Genomic DNA, 20549 nt, shown 5'->3' with positions numbered 1-20549 from the left:
CTCCTCGGCCCTGACAACCTTCACTAGTGACCAGGGCATTTCCACACTGCTGGCAAAAAACGCCTATACCCACCCGCCCTCAGTCGTCATGGATGAAGGCCTGGTAGTTGCGATGATGACGTCGTCCTCTGGTGTCACCGTTGCCAGGTACCCCTCAGATTTCATCGCGCCCACCAACCTCTGATTTGACTCAGTGTTTCTTACCTTGATCTTCTTGACCTTCGAGCTCACGGTTTTGAAGTCCTCATCGTCGAGCAACGCCAGAGCTGCTGAAACGTCTGGCCACTTCATCCCTGGAAGACATTGTGTCAGCATTTCAGAGCGATGCTCCGGGATGAGGCTTGCGTTGCGAACCAGATGTCGCAGCACAGGCGTCAGCGAATCAGCAAACCTTTCGCCAGCTTGGTTGGCTAGCGCAGATACACGGCCGAGCTCAGGAACCGCTTCGGGTTTGCTTTCAATCGTCTCCAGGCTAAGCCCTGACCACATCTGAATTTTCAGTGTGAGTGGCAACGCTTTGCTTCTGCTCAGCGTGAGCATCGAGTCGAGTCGGAGCGAGCCTATATCGACCTCGGCTTTTGCTAGATCCCACCGTTCAACCAGGTACTGGCCTTCGAGGTGTGGGCAAGTACTCAATACGATGTTCCTGACCTCCGAGCTGTATGGAAGGAATGATGAGGTCACCAGCATGACCCAGCGGCCCGCTGGTAAGACCGCATTGATCATTGATAGATCTTGGAGCACGACTCCATCGAGCAATACCTTGAGCACGTCATTACTGATGCTGGGTGAGCTCAGAAGATACTGTTGCAGCGCCCAGTCTGCGCTCGTTGACTGCCACAGCGTTCCCTTGAGAGCCGATGCATTCCGAGTGATGAAGGCGGTGAACACCGTTGTGGGTTCCGATCCGATTTCTTCGCCCGAAACATGGCCGTCTGGCGCAATGAGTTTCTCAAAAAAGACCCACACAGCGTCAGCTTTGGCCACCAGGCGATCACTTTCAAGTGCCTTTGCCCAAAGATGTCTTGGGGTGTCATTGAGAGTGTGCAAGTCACAGGTCGTGTGATCGAAGAGTCGATTTGTCAGGTCGTCATCTGTGTCCAGTTCTGCTAGTAAACTGGCCAAGGAATCGCTTGATTCATCCAGGACAGCAGACTGACCTAGCAATGCGCTACCGAGCTCATTGGCGTGAGATAGCAGATAATCACCGAGTCCATTGATGCCCAAAGCCTGCAGTCTACGCAGAGACACGATGCCCACATCTGCAGGTTCGGATTTGGCGTCTTTAGAATGCTGCCCAGCTTCCGACTTCGCGCATATCAGCGATAGCATTGGCAGGTTGATCTTGATGCAGCGCCATTCGATCAGCCTTTCGAGGTCTGCGAGACTCATCATATGGCCCAGTGAGGCAAACTGGACTGGGTAAGTCCTTAGCCACGCCCAAGCTCCCACATTGCTCTCTAATCCTGGCATCAGTCGTGATGCATCTTCCAGCCAATCGATTGTAGGAACCAGATCCGTTGAAGCGTCATCGGCAAGGGTCTTAAAGTCGGATCCTAACAGGTTGTCGGCGATTACTTTGACGAGGGACTGACGGGCCTCGCTTCCTTCAAACACGCCGCCAGCGTCCCCCGTGCCCCTAGCGTCGAAAAGGCTTTGAAACAGTCTGGGTTCGAGCCGGTACACGGCGCGGATAAATTCACCCGCTTCTGCTCGGTTCAAAAGCTCCCGTACAGCGACAGCCATCCGTTCGGGGTGTTCGTTGAGGCCGCTCTTAAGTATGTGGCTTAGCTGGGCATCTGCTGAGTTAGTGGCGAACGAGGTTGGTCGGGCGCTGAGACAGGCGATCAAATCGACGATGATCCCCCTGCCCTCGTCGAGCTCGTCGCTCTTAAGCTTCTCCAGCACGGTACTCGGGCTATCGACAGGCGTGGATACCTCAGGCAGCACACCACGTCTCAGCGAAAGGATCAGATCTTTGTCACCAGGTGTCAGCGAACCTTGATAGAAATAACCAAGGTAGTCCGTGTAGTCGGCGTCGAGGAAACCGTGCAGCATCAGATAGCTCACGACGTTCAAGCCTGGAAGTTTGTTTCTTACGACCTCCCCATAGCCTTTTTTGACGGCAGTACTGAAGGACATCCGGATGACCTGATCCGATTGCTTCTGCACCGCTGCGATTTCGTCCGCGATTGTGCTGAGTCGCCGCCCAAGCAAAGCATGGCGCCGTTCATAGGATGTAGCGGTGAGCAGCTCAGCCTTCGAGACATTTCTAGATGGGTTTCTGGCCCGCCCGAATTGATCCAAGACAACCATTGAGAGGGGCCCGGCGTGATTCATGAATACGTCGAACACCTCGTCGGTCACGAACTGCTTTGGCGTGTACTGGGTACCAGTGATTAGGACATGGGTTGCCGTGTCCATTTCGGTCAGTCGAAGAAGCGTGAACCACACGTAGGCCCTCAACTCAGTGACATTGTTGGCCAGTTCGAAGACCCGGTCATCTCGCTCACGCCGCAAGTCATCAAGTCGCTTGGCATTGGCGCTGTTCTCCTGGGTTTTCCAGGCAGCCAGTCCCTTGATGACGCCATAAATCGCCCCTCGGCGTTTGACCAGGTCGGCGTACGCGCCGGGATGCAGATTTCGAATGGCGACAATCGCAAACAGCTTGTCTGGCTCTAGACGTAGGCCGCTGGCAAGGATATTTGAAAACATATCGAATTCATTGACGATATTTTTCACCAGCCGGAGGTCATCGATGTAGTAGCAGACCGTCTCCACCAGTCGACGGTCGAGATGTTCGCCCAAGGGTTTAGATTTGAAGGTTCGATGGTTCAGCAGCTCCATCATCTTTTCTTGGGAGTTTTCCGAGTTGATGACGGGGATCACTGGGACGATGAGGTCAAAAAACTTAGTTTTCTCGCCGACGACGAACATTTCATCGCGCAGCGCGTAGACGAAATAGACGGGGCGTTTCACCTGAGGTGATTGCTTGATGATGAAATTGATTTCTCGCAATCGGGTGAACACGTCATGGATGCCGAACCGGTCGAGATCCTCAATGATCACCACGTCAATGCTGCTGCGCTCAAAGCAGTAAATGATCTCATCGATATTTTTATGCAGGACGGAGCCATGGTGGGTGGTCTCCAGTTTGCCACCTTTGAGCGTCAACCCATCGATACTAAACAGCGAACCCAGCCTCAGGCATGTGTGTAGCAGGAGTACGCACCCTAACACTGCGACCCCGACGGCCAGCGGGCTCGGGATCCACAGCAGCCATTCCATGAGCCAAGTCGGTTCGATCTTCGGCAGCTTTTCTGCCACAGGAACGTAGAGTCTCAGCGCTGCCAAAATGAGGGCGCCATAGCAGAGCGTTTTCCACCAAATCTTCAGGCCGGAAGCCTGATCGATTCTCTTGAGGCGGGTCTTGGGAAGCGTCTTTGCTGGGACGGCGTACAGGAGCTGCTGGACGATCGTCTCCTCGATCCGAGCAACGAGATCGGATTCAGCCTTGTTTGCCTCGGATTTAGATTCCTGCCCTGCCTTGGTGGAGGATTCGGAGGGCCGCGAAGAATCCGAGGCCACGTCGGTATCGCTAACAAGCTCAGACGCCCCGGAGATTTCGTTATCCTTGCCGAAGGTAGCCAACGAAACAAACGCGTAGACAAACTCTGGGTGGCGGTGGACGAAGGTGCGAAGCACGCTGCTCTTCCCTGCCCCGTACTCCCCCGTAATAGCGATGTTCCTGACTTGATCGTTCCTCAGACCGTTCAATAACTCACGTTCATACCGCTGTATCTTCGCAGGCTCAATGAGCACAGGGGTTAGCGGCTGGAACAGATTTTCATGAGTAGGTATGGCCAAGAACGCATATGCGGCCTTATAAGCAGCGACGACCGCGCAAGGGTATCGCTTCAGGGCGGCCAGCTTGCGGCGAGTCTCGTTGTTCCAGACGATATAGGCATGTAATGCCCGGTGATAGATGGCGCGCAAGCGAATGAACATCCGTGTCTCCAAGCAGGCTGGCGGCTACCAGGCATTCATCTGCCAAAGACTGAATGATCGATCTTGGGTCTGAGCGGGAAGGTGAACTTCCGGTGAGCCTGATACGAGGTTTGGGATGATAGCTCACCGCCATCTTCGCCTGCGAACCCTTTGTTCACCAGGCAAGAGCTAAGCCCTAGCTTACCTCTGCACGATCCGCACATTGATGGCCTGTAGCCCCACACCTATACTCGACGCACCATATACAGGAGTATCAAATGTCCAGACTCGCCGAATTCCGTGCCCTGGAGCAACAACTGGCTGCTCAGCTGGCCGAACTTGAGACCCTCAAAAACGATGATGGCCTTAAGCGCGAAATCGAATTTGAAAAAAAACTCCGTAGCCTGCTCTCGGAGTATGGCTACAGCCTGCGCAATATCGTGTCCATTCTTGACCCACAATCTGCCAGTCGACGTGCGCCAGCCGCTGTGGCTGAAAAGTCCAGCCGCAAGCCCCGTCAGCTTAAGGTCTACAAGAACCCACATACGGGCGAGCGCGTCGAGACCAAGGGTGGTAACCACAAGACCTTGAAAGAGTGGAAAAGCCAGCATGGTGCCGACGAAGTCGAGAGCTGGTTAGCGTAATAAATCCTCATGATCAAAGATAAGGGGCTTCGTAAAGGCCCCTTTTTTATTTACCTTGAACAGTGATGCCTCTCTGGGCGCCCCTACAACTCCCGCCTACTGCACGCTCCAGGTGCCCTGCTCGCTCTAAGGCCACCGTACCAACTCCAGCTCCTTGAGCCGGATGGCCATCGCCGAGTCCGAGACACCGAATTGCTGGGCCAGTGACACTAGGTGCTGGTTGTTAAATCGGGTGCATCGCGCCAGCGCCAGCTCACGTTCTCCCGACTCTTTCGGGGAGTAGAGAAGCCGATCCGGATTGTTGGGGTCGAGGTGATAGGCAATCACGTCGCTGAAGCGCAATTGGCCCTTGCAGCAGAACATGAACTCGAACCGTTCCCTCACCAGTTTTTGAGGCATGAGGAAGCAGGCGGCGAAGCGATCGGCTTGTCGTTCTGCAGGTGCACGTGGTGCCTGCAGAATACTGCCGTCAAAAGCGCGGTCGCGGTGCATGACAGTGTCTTCGTGGAGTACAAGATGGCCGATCTCATGCGCGCCGGTGAAGAGCTGGACTTTGTCACCAAACTCAGTCGCGACGGCGATCTTGTTCGATTGACGGTCAATCAGGCCCGCGATACGAGTACCGGTGTTGTGCCGATTGAAATGGGTGTCTCCCAGGGTGGGATGCTCATGGTAGTCGTAGCCGCAGACCATGGCAGCGATCCGGGGGCTGCGCATCATCATCGGCGGAACATCTTGATCTGGCCACAGGTAACGGCGATCACGGTAAATCTGCATGAGCAGATCGGTCGCTGCTTTCTCGATATGGGCTTCGTTCATGGCAAAACACCAGATGTAGGCTCTCAAACACAATTTAGCCCAATATGTAGTGCTTTCAATATGTGCCTAACCCAATATATAGGTTTTGCCGATGAACGGTACGGCTGGTACTGGCCCGCTAAACTCCGATGGGTTCCGAGATCCCTTATAAGATCCGAGCTCTCGTTAGGAACCAGCCACGCTATCGAAACCCATGGTATTTCCTGTCCTGCGACCAAGGAACATAGTGGACTGGGTCGATCTCTGTGCTGAAGCGGACTCCCTGGATTTTGTGAATCACAATGCCGTCTCGAGCTAGACGTAGGCTTGGCTCCGGCGGAGGTACCAGAGGGACGTACCGGGAGGATTGATCTGAGTCTTTAGGTTCCGCTTCCCAGTACTCTGGGTAATACACCAACCTATCTTCATCCGGTTCCCAGAGACTCACATACTCAGCCTTTTGTGTGTCCTCGAGCCTTTCTACCCCACTGGCCTTGTTGAAAAGAATGACGTTCTGCCCCGGTGACGTATCCTGTTGCACCTGCACAGAGGGAAATAAGATACCGTCGAGATTCAGCTTTTCATGGGTTGCAAGGAAATCGGCAATAGCTTGCGTGATCAGATACCCGCTTTCCGCCGAGTCCGGCATAACTGGCATCGTCAGCTGGCGCTGTAAGTCTTTCAGAAACGCGCAGCGTTCGGTGAGGCTCCTGCGAATTGGATTGAAGTAGCTCAACCCCCGATGCGGACGCATTGAAGCCAGGTCGTTCAGGTTGAGAAGCCTCAGAGGCCGGATTACGTCGAACCGCGCGGTAACTACCATGCTGCCAACCGGAGGGCGCACCTCCGCAATTGCCGTGTGGTCATCTGTTGCGCCGTAAAAAACCGAAATTTCCTTGGCGTTCATTCGGCCAGGAGATCCCTTGCCTCCTGGTACCGGGCCGAGATGCTTTTCAGGGTGAGTCAGCGCTTCCTCCATGCTCTGCTCATCCTGAAACACCCTACCCCGTTGGAATGACGAGATTGGATAACCTTGGCCTGCGATCACAATGGCTGACCGGTCGTCCACCGAGCGCAGATCTTCTATGCCGTCGAAGACCATTGTCAGGATTGACCCCACCAAGGGATTTGCCAGCCGCGATTCGAACTTCAAGCTGTGCTCCATTTTCCGCCAACCGATAGTCAACTCGGACGAAGCCTCTGTTTCCTCTTCGAAACAAGGATCGTCATCATCTGGACAACTCCAAGAGTCGAGCAAGCGCTCATGGATGTCAGAAAGCAGGGGCTCATCGGAACCCAGCATGCGCTCCAGCACGTCATACAGACTTTCACCGATCGGTAGGTAACCATGATGAATCACTGAATTCGGTTGCTGAACCTCACGGAACGAGGCGTGGATTGCCGTTTCGCAGAGTTCCACCAGCTCATCCATGTCCATGACTGGGAGCTCTCGGTCGCAGTAGTCACACTCGCTGATATCGTTCTCCGAAGCATGATCCTGCAGGAAGGTTTCGGTAAGGCAATCGGTACACACCACTTGACGCATCACTTGCTCCTTTGCTGCATTACACGGCGCCTATCTACGTCTAGGCGAAGGCCTCTCGCTGATTTAAGCATTTACCCCATCGGGTGCCGCCCTTGCCAATGGTTAGGAGCTGCCATCTCTACTGAAGCTCAGTTCCTCAACGGCCCCAAGTCAATCGCCAGGCAGCGAAGGTCAGTAACCTGTGCAACCATGGTGTCGCTGGCCTCGTGATAGGTGAAGGTGCCGAGGAAATAGAACGTGAAGTACCTTACCAGCCGTGCCTGATCGAGAATTTCATTCACATAGCGCCTTGATCGGTGCTGAGTCATGACCTCATCAGAGACCTGGAGAGAGGCATCTTTGTCCGTAACCTTGTCATAGAAGTTGAATACGAAGCCGGCCCCTTCACGCGGCTCAATCCGGCCACCGCCGTTGTAGACGTATCCTGCAGTGTCAGGTCTGGCCCAAGCCACCTTCTTGAAGTACGAACGCAACGGTATTTCACCACGCCCTGTCACGTTGATCGTTACCTCGGGAAAGAGGTCTTTCAAGGCTTCGCGTGTGTCGTGGTAGTAATCCACTAGCTCACGCAGGTCACCGCTTCGGTGCTTCCGATCGGATCGGGTGCCTTCTGCGCCGCCACCGCCCCGTCGACGAATAGCTCCTGCCTCGTCCTCGTCGCCTGGTGCGGCTCGAGGTGGACGTACCACGGGTTGTTCTGGCTGTGTCGGGGGAACAAAGATATCGATTACCGAAGTGAGTTGGCGTTTTGCCAAGCGTGTGCGGGTCTGTAACTCAGTCTCTCCGGGCAACGGCGCATCGCTACCTTCGTCCTCATCTGGCAGCATCCACTCGCAGTCCGCATGATGGTCATAGTGCTCGTTGTCTTTGTAATGCGGAGATTTGACGCGCGCTTTTTCGGTCGGGTGGATGTAGTAATTGACGGCTGTGATTTTTGGCACCACCTTGAGCGCCCTGCATTCCGGTGATGAGCACTGGAACAGAAAACGGCTACGTGGCTGGTTTTGGTTGAAATAGGCCTGATGAGCACCGCCAATGGTTAATTCTTTGGCCAAATCCACACAGTATGCCCGGGTGATCCTTCGCTTCGTTCGCATCTGCAGCCTCAACGCAAAAGCTTGAGACTAACGCGCGGTGTTTGGAGCGCCAAGGCCTGACCTAGAGCTGTTAGCTAATACCTTGGTCGAACATGGTGTCATCGGAAAGGTGAAGTTGGTAGAGGGTTTGGTCTGTTTCCTGACCAAACCCTCGCCTGGGGTTCGCAGATATTAAGAAGCATCTGTCTCAGGTTCGCCAGTAACTGCCGGCGCGCCTTCTACCGTAGAGAGTAGATCCTCGGCAACGGCTTGACGGTTTGACGCAGACTGGGCCCAGTACGCCATGGCTACCCATCTCAACATGAACCACCAAGCGTAAACGGCGTCCGCCGAGTAAAAATCGTCATCATCCATCAGGCCATGAGCGAACGCGTTTCGCAGGTTCGGCCCGAACGCGCTGCAGAACAAAGCTTTCATCTCGAACACGATGTCGCCACCGAATACTGCATCGACGCCATCTACGTCTAGAAGCGTGCTCAGGCCGTTCTCGTTCTCGATACCCTCCAAGTCAGTGTTGGAGGTTTTCAGCCTCGCTCCTTTCATATGAAACCGGACGATATTCTCCAGTTGGGGGATTAGGAAGTGCACTGCCATGCCGAAATCACCCGTCATTCCCCAATACAGCCCCTTGCCGACCATGTGCGCCCGATCAGGCGGTACTAAGGCCGACGCTTTGGCAAGTTCAACCAGATCCTGCTCTTTATAGCAGTGTTCCCGCTGTATAACGCCCAGTGCTGGAATCACGCCGCCTTGCACGGTTAGGTTGCGTGTGAGCGCGTGGTTTTTGACCATTTCTGCCCAAACGCGCTCCTCATTATCCTGCGAGGGCTCAGCGCCTAATGACATAGGTTTGGTCTTAGCGATCACACGCCCACCCTTGTCGAGATATGTCGCTTCACTTAGCGCACCGATCAACCCTACGCGCAGCGTGTTCAAGGCTGCTTGGCGAGCGGCCTCTTTCTGGGCAAATGGATAAAGCGCAGCTAATGCACGGAGAGCTTCAACCGGGGACTTGCCCGAAACCTTCTCCAACGCATCACTAACCAAGCCTGAGATATCTGTAGGCGGCGTCGAGATCACGCGCATCATCCCCACCGCACGATTGCCTGCATCTGCGATGCGTTGAGGCAATCGAATCAATAGCTCGGTGATGCCAAGCTGACCCCTGAATCGCTGCGGTACCTTTCTGTAGATCTGTAATGCCTTCTCGAGGTTGTTCAGCGCGATCAGCGGCTGCGCGCCCTCTCCATCACCAAGCACCTCCGCTTCTGCCACCCACGTATTGGCCATGGCTGCTGTCATGCGTGCCGATGAAACAGGGTCTTTAGCTGCGCGGTACGCGTCCATGCTCAACTCATAGCAACGTCGAGCCCGTAGGATATGGCCACTGCGCTCTGAATCCCGGCCGACTTTTTCCAATCTGGACGGCAGATCTGCTGCTTGGCTGTGCACCACGCGATGCTCAAGTATCAAGGTAGCGATTGGCGCCAGCATGGGGGACGGGGCGTCAAATTCTTGGTCGAGTGCCTCGAACAAACGATTCGACAGTTGTTCTGCGATTTCCTTGCCGGCCTTCCCCAGCCTTGGCGCCAGCATTAGTGCACGACCCCAGCAATCTTCGCCGCCGCGCCACCAAGTGTCGTCATCCAGCGGCACTGTCTGGTATCCCGCAAGCGCCGCCTGGGCATGCTTGATGTGACGCCGTCCCGGTATGATCCAGAGGACTTCTGCAACGCGAGTTTTCACGAGGCCAGTACTGAGCTCATCGGTCACGGCTTCGAGGAAGTCGAGCTCATCGCCCGTTACATCGGTAATGTCCAGTGACCGCTTGTCCTTCAGGATCGCGAAGGGGCTGAGGGGCTCATTCGGATTTGAGGGGTTTAGCATCATGGAGCAGAGGTCAGACAGGAGCCAAAGCACCCGGGCCTGGGCGAACTCCTCGCTAGCCAACTTTGCTCTCGCGGCGTCAGCTAGTGCACGCCATATATCCTCGTAACGAGCTGCCACACCCTCGAGTACGGTGGCGAGGTCGACTGCGTGTAGTGCCTCTAGGGTCAGGGGCGTGCTTTCAGGATAACGATAGAACTCTAGCGACACAGCTAATCCTCATGAGGGGGGCGACTTAGAGCGGCACACGCGCTCGGAGCGTGATCATATCCGCTATCCATGGCTGTTGATTACGAGTAGCTCATTCGGCGGTTAAGCCAATAATTGCCATTTGCCATTACGCAGATCAGAATAGCCCAGCGAAAAACTTCGACGATCACGAACGATCTGGGATGGGAATGACAGTTTCAGGAAGAAACAGCGGCGAAGCACGGCGGGCACTCCCCTCGCGTACCGTAGTCCAGTGCCCGCGAATCTACCTACCTAAGAGTTCGCCCGGCATCACTTGCCGTCACCTCGTCAGTTACGACGTTCGGCGCCACCACGCTCCCCGCCAGCACCTCTCACTGATGGCATGTTTCTGCACACCATTCGATTCGAAACGGCTGATCGATGACTCGTCAGCACGTCGTTCTACGCTGGCGGACTTTCCAGCGCATTTTCCCGAGATTGTGGGGTTCACGGTGACCCGCATGGAGGGACGGACGCTGCTCCACCCTCTCCTTCCCATTACTGCTCACCAACCATGGGCCGCATCATGAGTTCTGCGATACCTGATCCTCAGCAAGGCCAGAAGGCTGCCGCTGACCGCTACAGTGCTCGAGAACAAGGCTTGGGCTACATTTTTCAGCCCCGCTTTGCGTTATATCAAGCGCTGGATCTGCTAGAAGACACTGCGATTCTCATCGAAAAAGAAGATGACCTGGATTTCGAAGACGCCTCGGGCATAAAAACCCTAGCATCCCTGAAACATAAGGCAGTAGGTGACCGGCTGAATGACCTGTCCATCGACTTCTGGAAGTCCGTCAATATCTGGCTCACTCGATACAACGCCAATGGGCGCATCGAGTCGAACTTCCAGTTTTTTCTTTTCACCACCTCAACTGTGGCACCCGGATCGTTCCTGGAATTTTTTCTCCATGGCGCCGACACGACCAACGCTCTACCCAGCGTATGGGAAGTGACGGATGCCACGCTGCACACCAGTGAATCCAAAACACTTGGGAATGTGAAGGTGCTGTTCTCGAGCCTGTCCGACGCCGAGAAAGAAGACTTTGTCTCCAGGATCTCCATCGTCGACGACGTTCCGCGGATTCAAGACCTTCCGGCGCTAATCAAAGGCCAAAAAATGCGCGCAATCCGCCCTGAGCATCGAGACGCGGTTTTCGAGCGCCTGGAGGGATGGTGGAACGACTTGATCATCCAAATGCTGTGTGACCCTGACTTTAATCCGATCTGCGGTTCTGACGTATCAGAGAGGCTCCATGCGTTCAGCGAGGAGTATCGCGCCGATAACCTGCCCATCACCTTTGAAGACGCTGAGCCCGAAGCGCCAATTGAAGTGGCAGCCGATAACCGCCTGTTTGTCGTCCAGCTACGGCACCTGCAGCTCAGTCAAGGCCGGGTTAGGAGCGCAATACTCGATTACTACCAGGCTTTCGAACAGCGATCGGTTTGGGCGCGCCAGCGCTTAACAGGGGCCGGAGAAATCGAAGCCTACGAGGAGCGGCTAACCAAGGAGTGGAAGCGACACCGGGACATCATCTTTGATGACGCATTGGAAGTGGTTGAGAAAGACCGATCTGAGTCCGGTCTCGTGGCTGCTGGGAAGAAGCTATACACTTGGGCAGAGGTCGAGGCTCAAAAACTGGAGCACCTTAAGATTCGAGCCCGTGTTACGGCCCCTTACGTGGTGCGAGGTAGCTACCAAATCCTCGCCAATAAACGCCCGACGCCTCCCGTGTACTGGCATCCACAACTCTTGGATCGCCTTACTGACGGCTCAGGAGAGTCGGAATGAATCGATGGGATCAGCGTCCGTTTGAAACCAAAAACCTTTTCAACCCGGCCTTCTGCGCGGTGGTTCTGATGCGCTCGATCAAGGCGTACACAACTATAGATCCGCGGGGTATGCCGTTTTCACTGTCACTTCTGATACTGCCACTGGCGCTTCATGAAGAATCGCGAACGGTAATTCTTGAATATGCCAGAAGCTACTTGCTCAAGGCGGTCTCGGTACACCCGCAATTGCTAATTGGTTTCCCAGAGCGTGTCACAGAGATGATGCCCTACGCATTCGAGGCCTTTGGGGTTGCGCACCAATCGGACTGTTTTGAAGCCACTGCAGAGGGACGTCTGCTGCCCAAGGCCCGCCGGCTTAAGGCAACCGTCGACGGCACAAAAGAATCAATGGAATGTCAGCAGACGGCCATTTTGCTCGGCAAAGAGTTTGCCCGAATCGCGGACAGAGTAACGGTCTACACGGCATTTGGAATACGACCATGAAAATCAGCTCCATCCACATCTACAGCCATGATGGCCAACGCCGCGACGTGAATTTCGAGATCGATGGTCTCAATGTGATCACTGGGCGCTCTTCGACTGGTAAATCGGCGCTGTCCGACATCATCGAATATTGCATGGGCCGCTCTGAATTTAACGTGGCCGAAGGTGTGATTCGGGACAAGGTGTCCTGGTTCGCGGTGATCTACCAATTCGAAGATGTACAAGTGCTGGTGGCAAAGCCTGCGCCTCCGAGGGGCGGTGACAGCTGCCGGATGGCAATGACGCGCACGGGAGAATTTGTTGCCCCGCCCGATTTTGCCGAATTGATCGCCAATACCGATGACATCGCAGTCACCTCTCTGCTTTCCCGCCAGCTAGGTATCCCAGAGAACCGCACAGAGGTGGCTGAGCAACACACCCGGGTCAGCTACGAAGCGTCTATCAAGCATTCTTATTACTACCTCTTCCAAAAGCAGGGCCTGGTCACCAGTAAAGATCAGCTTTTTTACCGTCAGAGCGAGGCGTTTCAACCTCAGGCCATCAAGGACACGTTGCCTATATTACTGGGTGCTTCAACCAATGAGCGGTATGAGCTGCAGACGAAACTGCGAACCGCACAGCGTGACCTGAGAGCCCATGCGAAGCTAGTCGATCAGTCTAAGCAGGTGATCGGCAACAGCCGCAATATGGCCGTTGGCTTGTTGGCCGAAGCCAAAGCCGTCGGTATTCTGCCAGCCGATCATGATGCCGGTGAGATTGAAGAGATTCTAGTGGCGCTCCGCATGGCTGGACAGTGGGTGCCTGCCGCGATGCAGCCTCAAGCCGAAGATAAAGCACCGAAGTTAGAGCTGGAGTTGGCGAAACTTCGTAAGGGTCGGCGCGAGATCAAGTCGAAGATCGAAGCAGCGCAAAACTTTGAGCGCAGAGCAGGTGGGTTCGAGCGCGAGGCTGTTGAGCAAATTGACCGCTTGGCATCTATCAAAGCCTTGCCCAAGAACACTGCAACCGGTGAATGGCAGTGGCCTTTCGCAGAAAAAAACCTGGGTATGGACACACCCATTGCCAAGGCTTTGATCAGTGAGCTCAAATCCCTTGAAGTAGAAATGCAGACGGTGCTGGGCCAGCGTCCTCACCTACAGGATTACCTCGCAGAGGAAACGCAACGGCTGCGAGACACGAACCAGCTCATCACGGAACGAGAAGCTGAGTTAGCAGCTGTGATCGCTGCGAATACGCTGCTGGCTCAAGCCCAGAAGCAAAGCGACGCGGCCAAATACGTGGTCGGCCGCGTTAGCCTCTTCTTGGAAGGCTACGTTCCGGATAACTCCTTGAAGCAGCAACAAGCTGAACATCGGCGTAAAGAACTTCGGGTCAAGGAGCTCGAGAAAGCATTGGGAGGCATCGATGTCGACGATCGCCTGGCCTCGATCCTGAACAGCATTTCTGCCCAGATGGGCGTCTACAACAAACGTTTCAAGTCCGAATTTTGCAATCTTCCCGCGCGACTTGATTTGAAGCGTCTCACGGTAGTGTTTGACCGGCCCGAGCGACAGGTGCCGATGTCCAAAACGGGAGGTGCTGAAAACCATCTCGCCTACCATCTATCTGCGCTGCTGGCCCTTCACTGGTACTGCGCCGAGAGCAAGAGCCCCATGCCTCGGTTCCTTATGATCGACCAGCCCACACAAGTGTACTTTCCATCTGAGGAGGTCTACAAAGCCGTGGATGGGTCAGTCGAAACGACTGAACAGTCGGATGCCGACATGGACTCGGTGCGCAAGCTCTTCAACCTGCTCTACAAGTTCGCGGTTGAGGACGTGCCTGGGTTCCAGATTATCGTGACTGAGCACGCCAACCTGCGCGACGACTGGTTCCAGAAGTCGCTCGTGGAAGAACCCTGGAGCAAGCCACCAGCACTGGTACCTGAGGACTGGCCGCTCAAGAGCCCAGCGGGCGAGTGAGCCCCGGCTGTCTCTCTTGGCCAATAAAGGGAGGCAGGTTTCACCAATCAACCCCTTCATTTTTCGATAATGGATGAATCATGACCCTTTCAGCAGAACAGTTGTTTGATGAGTTGAAGCAAGCGATTGACCGCTCAGTCGCGGGAGAGTCTTTCGCGATAGTCAAATCTGCAGCGGAAGCTGGCGGGATGGTTGGAGGCGAAAAGGACGGAGACGTCACGACGCTGGAGTACCAATACGGGTACACCGACTCCACCCGGGCCCAAGTCACCCTCGCGATAAAATCCTGGGATACCAGTTCCCCTGGCCAGATGAAGCCTGACCGCAACAAGATGACCATAGAACTGATCCGCGATGGTCGGATTGAGCAGAGTCATACGGATTCGTACGAAGACTGATCGAGGTTTGCTTATGCGCCGATGCCTGACCTCGTAGTACATGGCTAGCTGAGGATCAGGCATCATGAATGAGTGTGTTCGGACTCCACGTGCTGGAAACTCTGGAGCCGCTCAGTTTTTTTAAAAAAACAGCGCGTTTGTTTGTATTCAAAGCATAAGCGCAGCCAAAGGCTGCGAAGAAGGCGATCTCCCCCTCAGCCCCTACGGGGCAATGCAGATGCGAGCCTGGCAACCGAGACCAAATCTGGAAACCTTCAAAAGCAAAAACCGAACCGGCAAAACCGCGTGTGAACCTTGCAGATCACCTGCGGCTGCACACCACTCGCTTTTTTCTTGTCCTCAAATATAGAACTCCGTCTCGCGAAAAAAATTTCAAGGGAGCATGCAGGGAAATAGTTGAAATACAGAGAAAGTCACTGACTCCATAAGGTTAATCAGTGAAAACAACTAGATTGCGGTGCGCGATGGTCACGGGCACTCCGCGCCGGGAAAGCTGCAGGCTTATTCCGATGCCGGCCTGAACAGGTTCGTCGTTGAGACTGGCGGGAAGGTCTCTGTGGTACTGTCAGATGCTCTACGTCGGGTACTTCCGCTGAAAATAGTTTGCGGGCCTTTCTCGCCTGACATTGGCCAGGAGAATCTATGTCGCTGAAAGCAGCTTTCGCCACTGTACTGAAAGCGATGCGCATTAGCCGCGGGTTGACGCATAAAGATATGGCCTTAGCGAGCAGCCGTGGCTACATGCTGAAGCTGGAACACGGCCGATCAAGCCCTACGGTAGAGAAGCTGACTGCGATAGGTGATGCGATGGGGCTCAGCCCTTTGACCCTTCTCACACTGACGTTGAGCGTAGAGAGCGGTCAATCAATTGATACCCTGGTACAGCAGCTGAAAGCTGAAGTTGCAGATCTGGAGACCAATGGCGCGTTCAGCGGCCTGGTAGTCTCATCAGCGACTCCGATCTGCATAACAAAGCCCTCATCGGCACGCCGGCACAAGGCTATTTACCCGTCATCGCAAGCTGAACTGTGCTTTGCCGAGTAGCAGAGGTTGCGATCGCCGAGTGTCAGAGTCCAAGGTCAATCGGAAACAGGATATCCGTAAGCTCAACTGGAACGGCCTTCTCTTCTACAAGGCGTTTTAGCACCTGATAAATCACATGTGACCGTAACTGTTCCCGGGCAGGGACGTAGCTGCTGTCGGTGCGCGGCAAATCCGCGCTGGGCAGGACGCGCTCAAGCACTGCAAACGCTACGTGCCAACGTCTTGCTTGTAGATGCGAGTCAGACTGTCCAGGCCCGGTTTACGGCGGTAGCTGGCGACTGCATCACCCACTATCGCCATGAGAGAATCACGATAGTGCTCAGCGGCGCACAACCACACCTGCGCTTCCTGCTCAACCTTCAATGCCCTGTCCTCCTCGCTTCCAATCGGCGCGCAATATTCGACCAAAGCGCGCTTGAGCGCTAGGGGTCGGGTGCAGTTCTACCATCTAGGGATTTCCGAACATGCACATTCAGCTTGATCTGAACCGTAACGACCGCGACGCACTGCTACGACACTGCCAAGAGTTTGTTCCTGACAGCGGAGATACCCGTTAAGACGCCCGCCTGGCTGAGGCTTTGGAGGCGCTAATCGCTGCATTGGAAGACGCTATTTGAAGTGCAGAAGAGACGTCGTCGAAAGCCGCCTTAATCGACCAGTTGAGGCGCCAGAGATGCGAAGGAGTACATATGTACTCTTGGGTTTAATCACCCATCGCGAGACGCTACCAAGATTATGGTCTCACTGAGAATTAGGCGTATGAAGAGCAGCGCCACGATCCATTCACCTCCGCAACACAGCCCTGACATAGCCTTGTAAGCAGATGGCTTTGTTGGGGATCCGTTTAAGTAATCTCGCCCCAGCGCTCCCTTCGTCTGTTCCGCTTGGCCCGCCTCGTGAAATCCGTAAGAATGTCATCTGGCCATTACCAACTGTACGGAATACTCATATGCCACGGAAGCGCAAAGGGAGCGGCGGCGGGCCGATCGCTCTGTACGCCTTGTTATTCGTTGTTGCCCTTTTGGCGCAAGTTCCAAAGCAAGCGTGGATCGCCCTTGGAGTTATCTTGGGCGTAAGTGCGTTGGTATGGGCCGTCAGACGCGCCACCCAGGCAAAGCGTTACGCGCCTGAAGATGACATTGTTGCGGAGATCGCCGCTGAATCTCGACAGGCAACCTCCCCCAGTCTCACCGTCCAGTTCGGCACCAGTACCCGCGAGCGAGACTTCCATACTGTCCAAGTCGGTTCGTCCAGCGATAGTCAGAACTACGCCATCCCAAAGCCAAGTGAAAAGCCCATGGGCGTTCGCTGGCTTGCAGAAGGTGAGTCCATCACCGTGGCCGGATTGGCTATCCCGGGTGGAATGCTCTACATCACCGAGCGGGCAACCCAGTTCGGTCAGACTGAACCGTCCCTGATTGATGCAACGCTTCGAGTCGCACGCTCACCCATGAGCCTTACCGAGCGGCAGATGCCCTATTGGCCAAGTTACCGAAGCATCACGCCTGAGGCGCGGCGAGCGTATCTGCAATGGTTGGCAGGAGGTCGCCGCCAGCCTGCGGATGCGGGATACGTGTTCCTGTTTTTTTACGGGCTGGAACGCCGCGCGCTGATCGATGCACCGAGCGATCCTCAGGCTAAGGCAGAGATTGCTGCCATCAAGGCCGAGGTCGAACGCTTGCTTGGTCTCTACGGCGACAACCATTCTTTCCGCGGCTACGCTACCCGCTTTCTCGCCCATATCGACGCGGGTTCTGTTCAGCCTCAGAGCTATATGAGTGAACCGATTGCCAGTGCCGCAGATGGGTACGAGCTGCCCATGTCACTGAGAGTCGCGCTGGGTCAGATGGCCGTGGATAAATACCCTCTCAATCCGAGCTGGGCATTGGCCTGGGCGCTCGCAGAGCCCAACATTTCCAGGCGCACACCTGTGACCCGTTGTCCTGAGCAATTCGCAGCGCTCTTCAAAAACGAATTCGCAAAGCGGTATCCCAATGGCATTGTGCTGCCTCAGAACAAGACCAAGCTAAAGATTGCCTATCGCCCCGCCTCTTCCGGATTGAGCATCCCGGCAGCGGCCGTAGGCGACCTCCCCGATGTCGCGGCAACCTCAGGAACGCGTAACAAGCTGCAGGTTATTGTCGAAGAATGCACCACCGTTCTTGACGCTTACAGTCGATATCTGGGGCGCAACCCAGATGCTGGAGATAGCCTGGAAGCCATCCTGCAGTTGCCAACAGAACTCTGGCCTGCTGAAGCAAAAGAAGAACTCGAACAGTTGGAACAACGCGTCGGCGGCGAAAACATCTGCATGAGTTTCGCTGAGCTGGCAGGCCGTTTCAAATCCGCCGGCGTGCTTTCCCGCGACAAAGTCGTGGCGCTCGCCCGGGCCTTGGAAAGCAAGCGAATCGGATTGGAGCCCGACGTGCTTTCTGGCAGCCGTACGCCTAAGGCAGAAGACACCATCGCGTTATTCGCAGCGGACACTGATGAAGGCACTCTTCGATCGACCGATGCTTACAGTGCTGCAGCAGTGACTTTAGACCTGGCCAGTGCAGTGGCTGCGGCAGACGGTGACACCTCGCTAGAGGAGGTGAGTCTGCTGTCAGGCCACATTGACTCATGGGATCACCTCTGCGTCGCGCATCGAAAACGCTTGAAGGCGCACCTCCAGATTCAACTGAAACAACCGCCGACACTGGCAAGCCTCAAGAAGAAACTAGAGCCGCTGACGATCGAGGCCAAGCGGAAAATTGCCAGCTTCCTGGCCCACCTCGCACAAGCGGATGGCGAGGTGACGCCACAGGAAGTTAAGCTCCTTGAGCGCGTATACAAATCGCTCGCCCTCGATCCGCAGTTCGTCTACAGCGACCTCCACAGTGCAGCTGTTCGTCCCTCCCAGGGGCCGGAGGCATTGACTGCGACTGCGGCTCTGACCACTGCGACACAGACATCGGAAAGCACTGGCTCTGGCTTTGCACTGGACATGGCCAAGGTCGCTCGCTTGCAACAAGAAACGGCAGAGGTGTCGGCGCTCCTGGCCAGCGTTTTTAATGAAGAGTCGCTGACTGAGACGCCTAGCGCCCTGGAGCCCGAGGCGCCCCAACGGCAGGAAGAAAGTACCGCCGAACAGCTTGCTACCGTACATGGTTTGGACGTCGAGCACTCAGCGTTCCTTCGGCTTCTGGTGTCACGGGCTGAGTGGAGTCGTGCCGAGCTGGAAGACGCAGCCAGTGATATGGAACTGATGCTGGATGGCGCCTTGGAGCGGATCAACGAGACAGCGTTTGAGCTGTTCGACATGCCCGTGACCGAAGGTGATGATCCCATCGAAATCAACCCCGACATTCTGGATGAGCTAGCCCTATGAGTAAGATACGAGCCAAGGATCGCGACGCGGTCATTCAATCGCTGCGTGCGGGCGTAGTGCCCCGTGTTGGGCAGCATCTCATCCAGGTAGGTCGAGCGGGTGAACTCGATTCGCTGCTCAAAGATGTGGATCGTCTCGCGGATGGCGGCTCGGCTTTTCGCGTCGTCGTTGGCGAGTACGGCGCGGGCAAAACCTTCTTCCTGAACCTAGTACGCGGCATCGCCATGGAGCGCAAGCTTGTCACCATGCACGCCGATTTGAATCCAGACCGCCGGCTTCACGCTTCAGGTGGCCAAGCGCGCTCACTTTACTCGGAGCTGGCCAAAAACATGGCCACCCGCACCAAGCCAGAAGGCGGCGCTCTGCAGGGTATCGTTGAGAAGTTCATCTCCCAGGCCAAAACGGAAGCCAAGACCAAAGGTGTCGAGAGCGAGGCGGTTATTCGTGAGTATCTGGCAGAGCTCACCGAGATGGTCAATGGGTATGATTTTGCCGACGTCATTGCCGCCTACTGCCGCGGCTTCGAGGAAGGTAACGAGCAGCTCAAGGCTGACGCCATCCGTTGGCTACGCGGGGAATTCTCCACCAAAACCGACGCCCGCGCTGCACTGGGCGTGCGGACGATCGTCGATGATGCTTCTGTCTACGATCAGTTGAAATTACTGTCACGGTTCGTGCGCCTGGCTGGCTTCGGCGGCTTGATGGTCTGCCTGGATGAACTGGTCAACCTGTACAAACTAGCAAACACCCAAGCCCGGAATGCCAATTACGAACAGATTCTGCGCATCCTCAACGATTCACTGCAGGGTTCCGCTGAAGGTCTGGGTTTTGTATTGGGCGGCACACCAGAGTTTCTGATGGATACTCGTCGGGGACTCTACAGCTACCCTGCCCTGCAATCGCGCCTCGCGGAAAACAGCTTTGCGAAGTCTGGCCTGGTCGACCTTTCCGGGCCTGTCATTCGGCTCAGCAGCCTGACGCCTGAGGACTTCTACGTATTGCTGCAGAAGTTGCGCAACGTATACGCCTACGGTGAGCCTGAGAAGTTTTTGCTGCCGGATGAAGCCATCCCCGCTTTCATGGCGCACTGTAATCAGCGCTTGGGCGAAGCATATTTCCGGACACCGCGCACGACCATTACAGCGTTCATCAACCTGCTCGCGGTGATCGAGCAAAACCCTACAGCGGACTGGCGAACGTTACTGGGCGCCGTAGAGCTGGCCAAGGATGAGGCCGGGCAGCAAGATCTAGAAGTTGAGGCCGACGATGAGCTCGCCAGCTTCAAGCTCTGACTCTTCTTCGTTCGAACGTC

Annotated in this window: 13 protein-coding genes; 8 read left to right on the top strand and 5 right to left on the bottom strand. The window is 55.4% G+C overall.

Annotation, left to right across the window (positions count from 1 at the left end; genetic code table 11):
* Window positions 1-63: 63 nt before the first annotated feature.
* Entirely contained in the window at window positions 64-4008 is a 3945-nt protein-coding gene (locus FW760_RS03465; protein WP_210076561.1) for a YobI family P-loop NTPase, read from the bottom strand.
* A 257-nt stretch (window positions 4009-4265) separates the two neighbouring features.
* Between FW760_RS03465 and FW760_RS03460 the strand changes: the two genes are divergently transcribed.
* A complete protein-coding gene (locus FW760_RS03460) occupies window positions 4266-4631 on the top strand; it encodes a histone-like nucleoid-structuring protein, MvaT/MvaU family (protein ID WP_123728179.1) in 366 nt (121 codons plus the stop codon).
* 126 nt (window positions 4632-4757) lie between these two features.
* On the opposite strand, the gene FW760_RS03455 is transcribed toward FW760_RS03460, so the two are convergent.
* From FW760_RS03455 to FW760_RS03440, 4 genes are all read right to left on the bottom strand, one after another.
* Window positions 4758-5450: an ImmA/IrrE family metallo-endopeptidase gene (locus FW760_RS03455; protein WP_207239198.1), complete on the bottom strand. Its 693-nt coding sequence runs from the start codon at window positions 5448-5450 to the stop codon at window positions 4758-4760.
* Between the two features lie 181 nt (window positions 5451-5631).
* Window positions 5632-6975, bottom strand: coding sequence for an RES domain-containing protein (locus tag FW760_RS03450; protein ID WP_446443587.1), 1344 nt, complete (start codon window positions 6973-6975; stop codon window positions 5632-5634).
* A gap of 128 nt (window positions 6976-7103) precedes the next feature.
* Window positions 7104-8036, bottom strand: coding sequence for a hypothetical protein (locus FW760_RS03445; protein ID WP_131696322.1), 933 nt, complete (start codon window positions 8034-8036; stop codon window positions 7104-7106).
* A gap of 207 nt (window positions 8037-8243) precedes the next feature.
* A complete protein-coding gene (locus tag FW760_RS03440; RefSeq protein WP_207239196.1) occupies window positions 8244-10169 on the bottom strand; it encodes a DUF4209 domain-containing protein in 1926 nt (641 codons plus the stop codon).
* A gap of 547 nt (window positions 10170-10716) precedes the next feature.
* On the opposite strand from FW760_RS03440, the gene FW760_RS03435 reads away from it, so the two are divergent.
* From FW760_RS03435 to FW760_RS03405, 7 genes are all read left to right on the top strand, one after another.
* Complete coding sequence (locus FW760_RS03435; RefSeq protein WP_446443586.1) at window positions 10717-11979, top strand: ABC-three component system protein; 1263 nt, start codon at window positions 10717-10719, stop codon at window positions 11977-11979.
* Window positions 11976-12464, top strand: coding sequence for a three component ABC system middle component (locus FW760_RS03430; protein ID WP_017135679.1), 489 nt, complete (start codon window positions 11976-11978; stop codon window positions 12462-12464). The genes FW760_RS03435 and FW760_RS03430 overlap by 4 nt, the downstream gene beginning before the upstream one ends.
* Window positions 12461-14425: a DUF3732 domain-containing protein gene (locus FW760_RS03425; protein WP_181127115.1), complete on the top strand. Its 1965-nt coding sequence runs from the start codon at window positions 12461-12463 to the stop codon at window positions 14423-14425. The genes FW760_RS03430 and FW760_RS03425 overlap by 4 nt, the downstream gene beginning before the upstream one ends.
* A gap of 80 nt (window positions 14426-14505) precedes the next feature.
* The gene (locus FW760_RS03420; RefSeq protein ID WP_446443585.1) at window positions 14506-14823 is read left to right on the top strand and encodes a hypothetical protein; all 318 of its coding nucleotides are present in this window, start codon (window positions 14506-14508) and stop codon (window positions 14821-14823) included.
* Between the two features lie 642 nt (window positions 14824-15465).
* On the top strand, window positions 15466-15867 hold the full coding sequence (locus FW760_RS03415; RefSeq protein ID WP_017135676.1) for a helix-turn-helix domain-containing protein: 402 nt from the start codon (window positions 15466-15468) through the stop codon (window positions 15865-15867).
* 949 nt (window positions 15868-16816) lie between these two features.
* Window positions 16817-19237 (top strand): tellurite resistance TerB family protein, encoded by a 2421-nt coding sequence (locus tag FW760_RS03410; protein ID WP_446443584.1) that lies wholly within the window; start codon window positions 16817-16819, stop codon window positions 19235-19237.
* Window positions 19234-20529: an ATP-binding protein gene (locus tag FW760_RS03405; RefSeq protein ID WP_229590109.1), complete on the top strand. Its 1296-nt coding sequence runs from the start codon at window positions 19234-19236 to the stop codon at window positions 20527-20529. The genes FW760_RS03410 and FW760_RS03405 overlap by 4 nt, the downstream gene beginning before the upstream one ends.
* The last annotated feature ends 20 nt before the right edge of the window (window positions 20530-20549 follow it).

This window comes from Pseudomonas sp. 1176_21, from assembly GCF_052850635.1.
The sequence above is the reverse complement of the archived record's forward strand: the minus strand, read 5'-3'. Positions and strand labels throughout refer to the sequence as shown.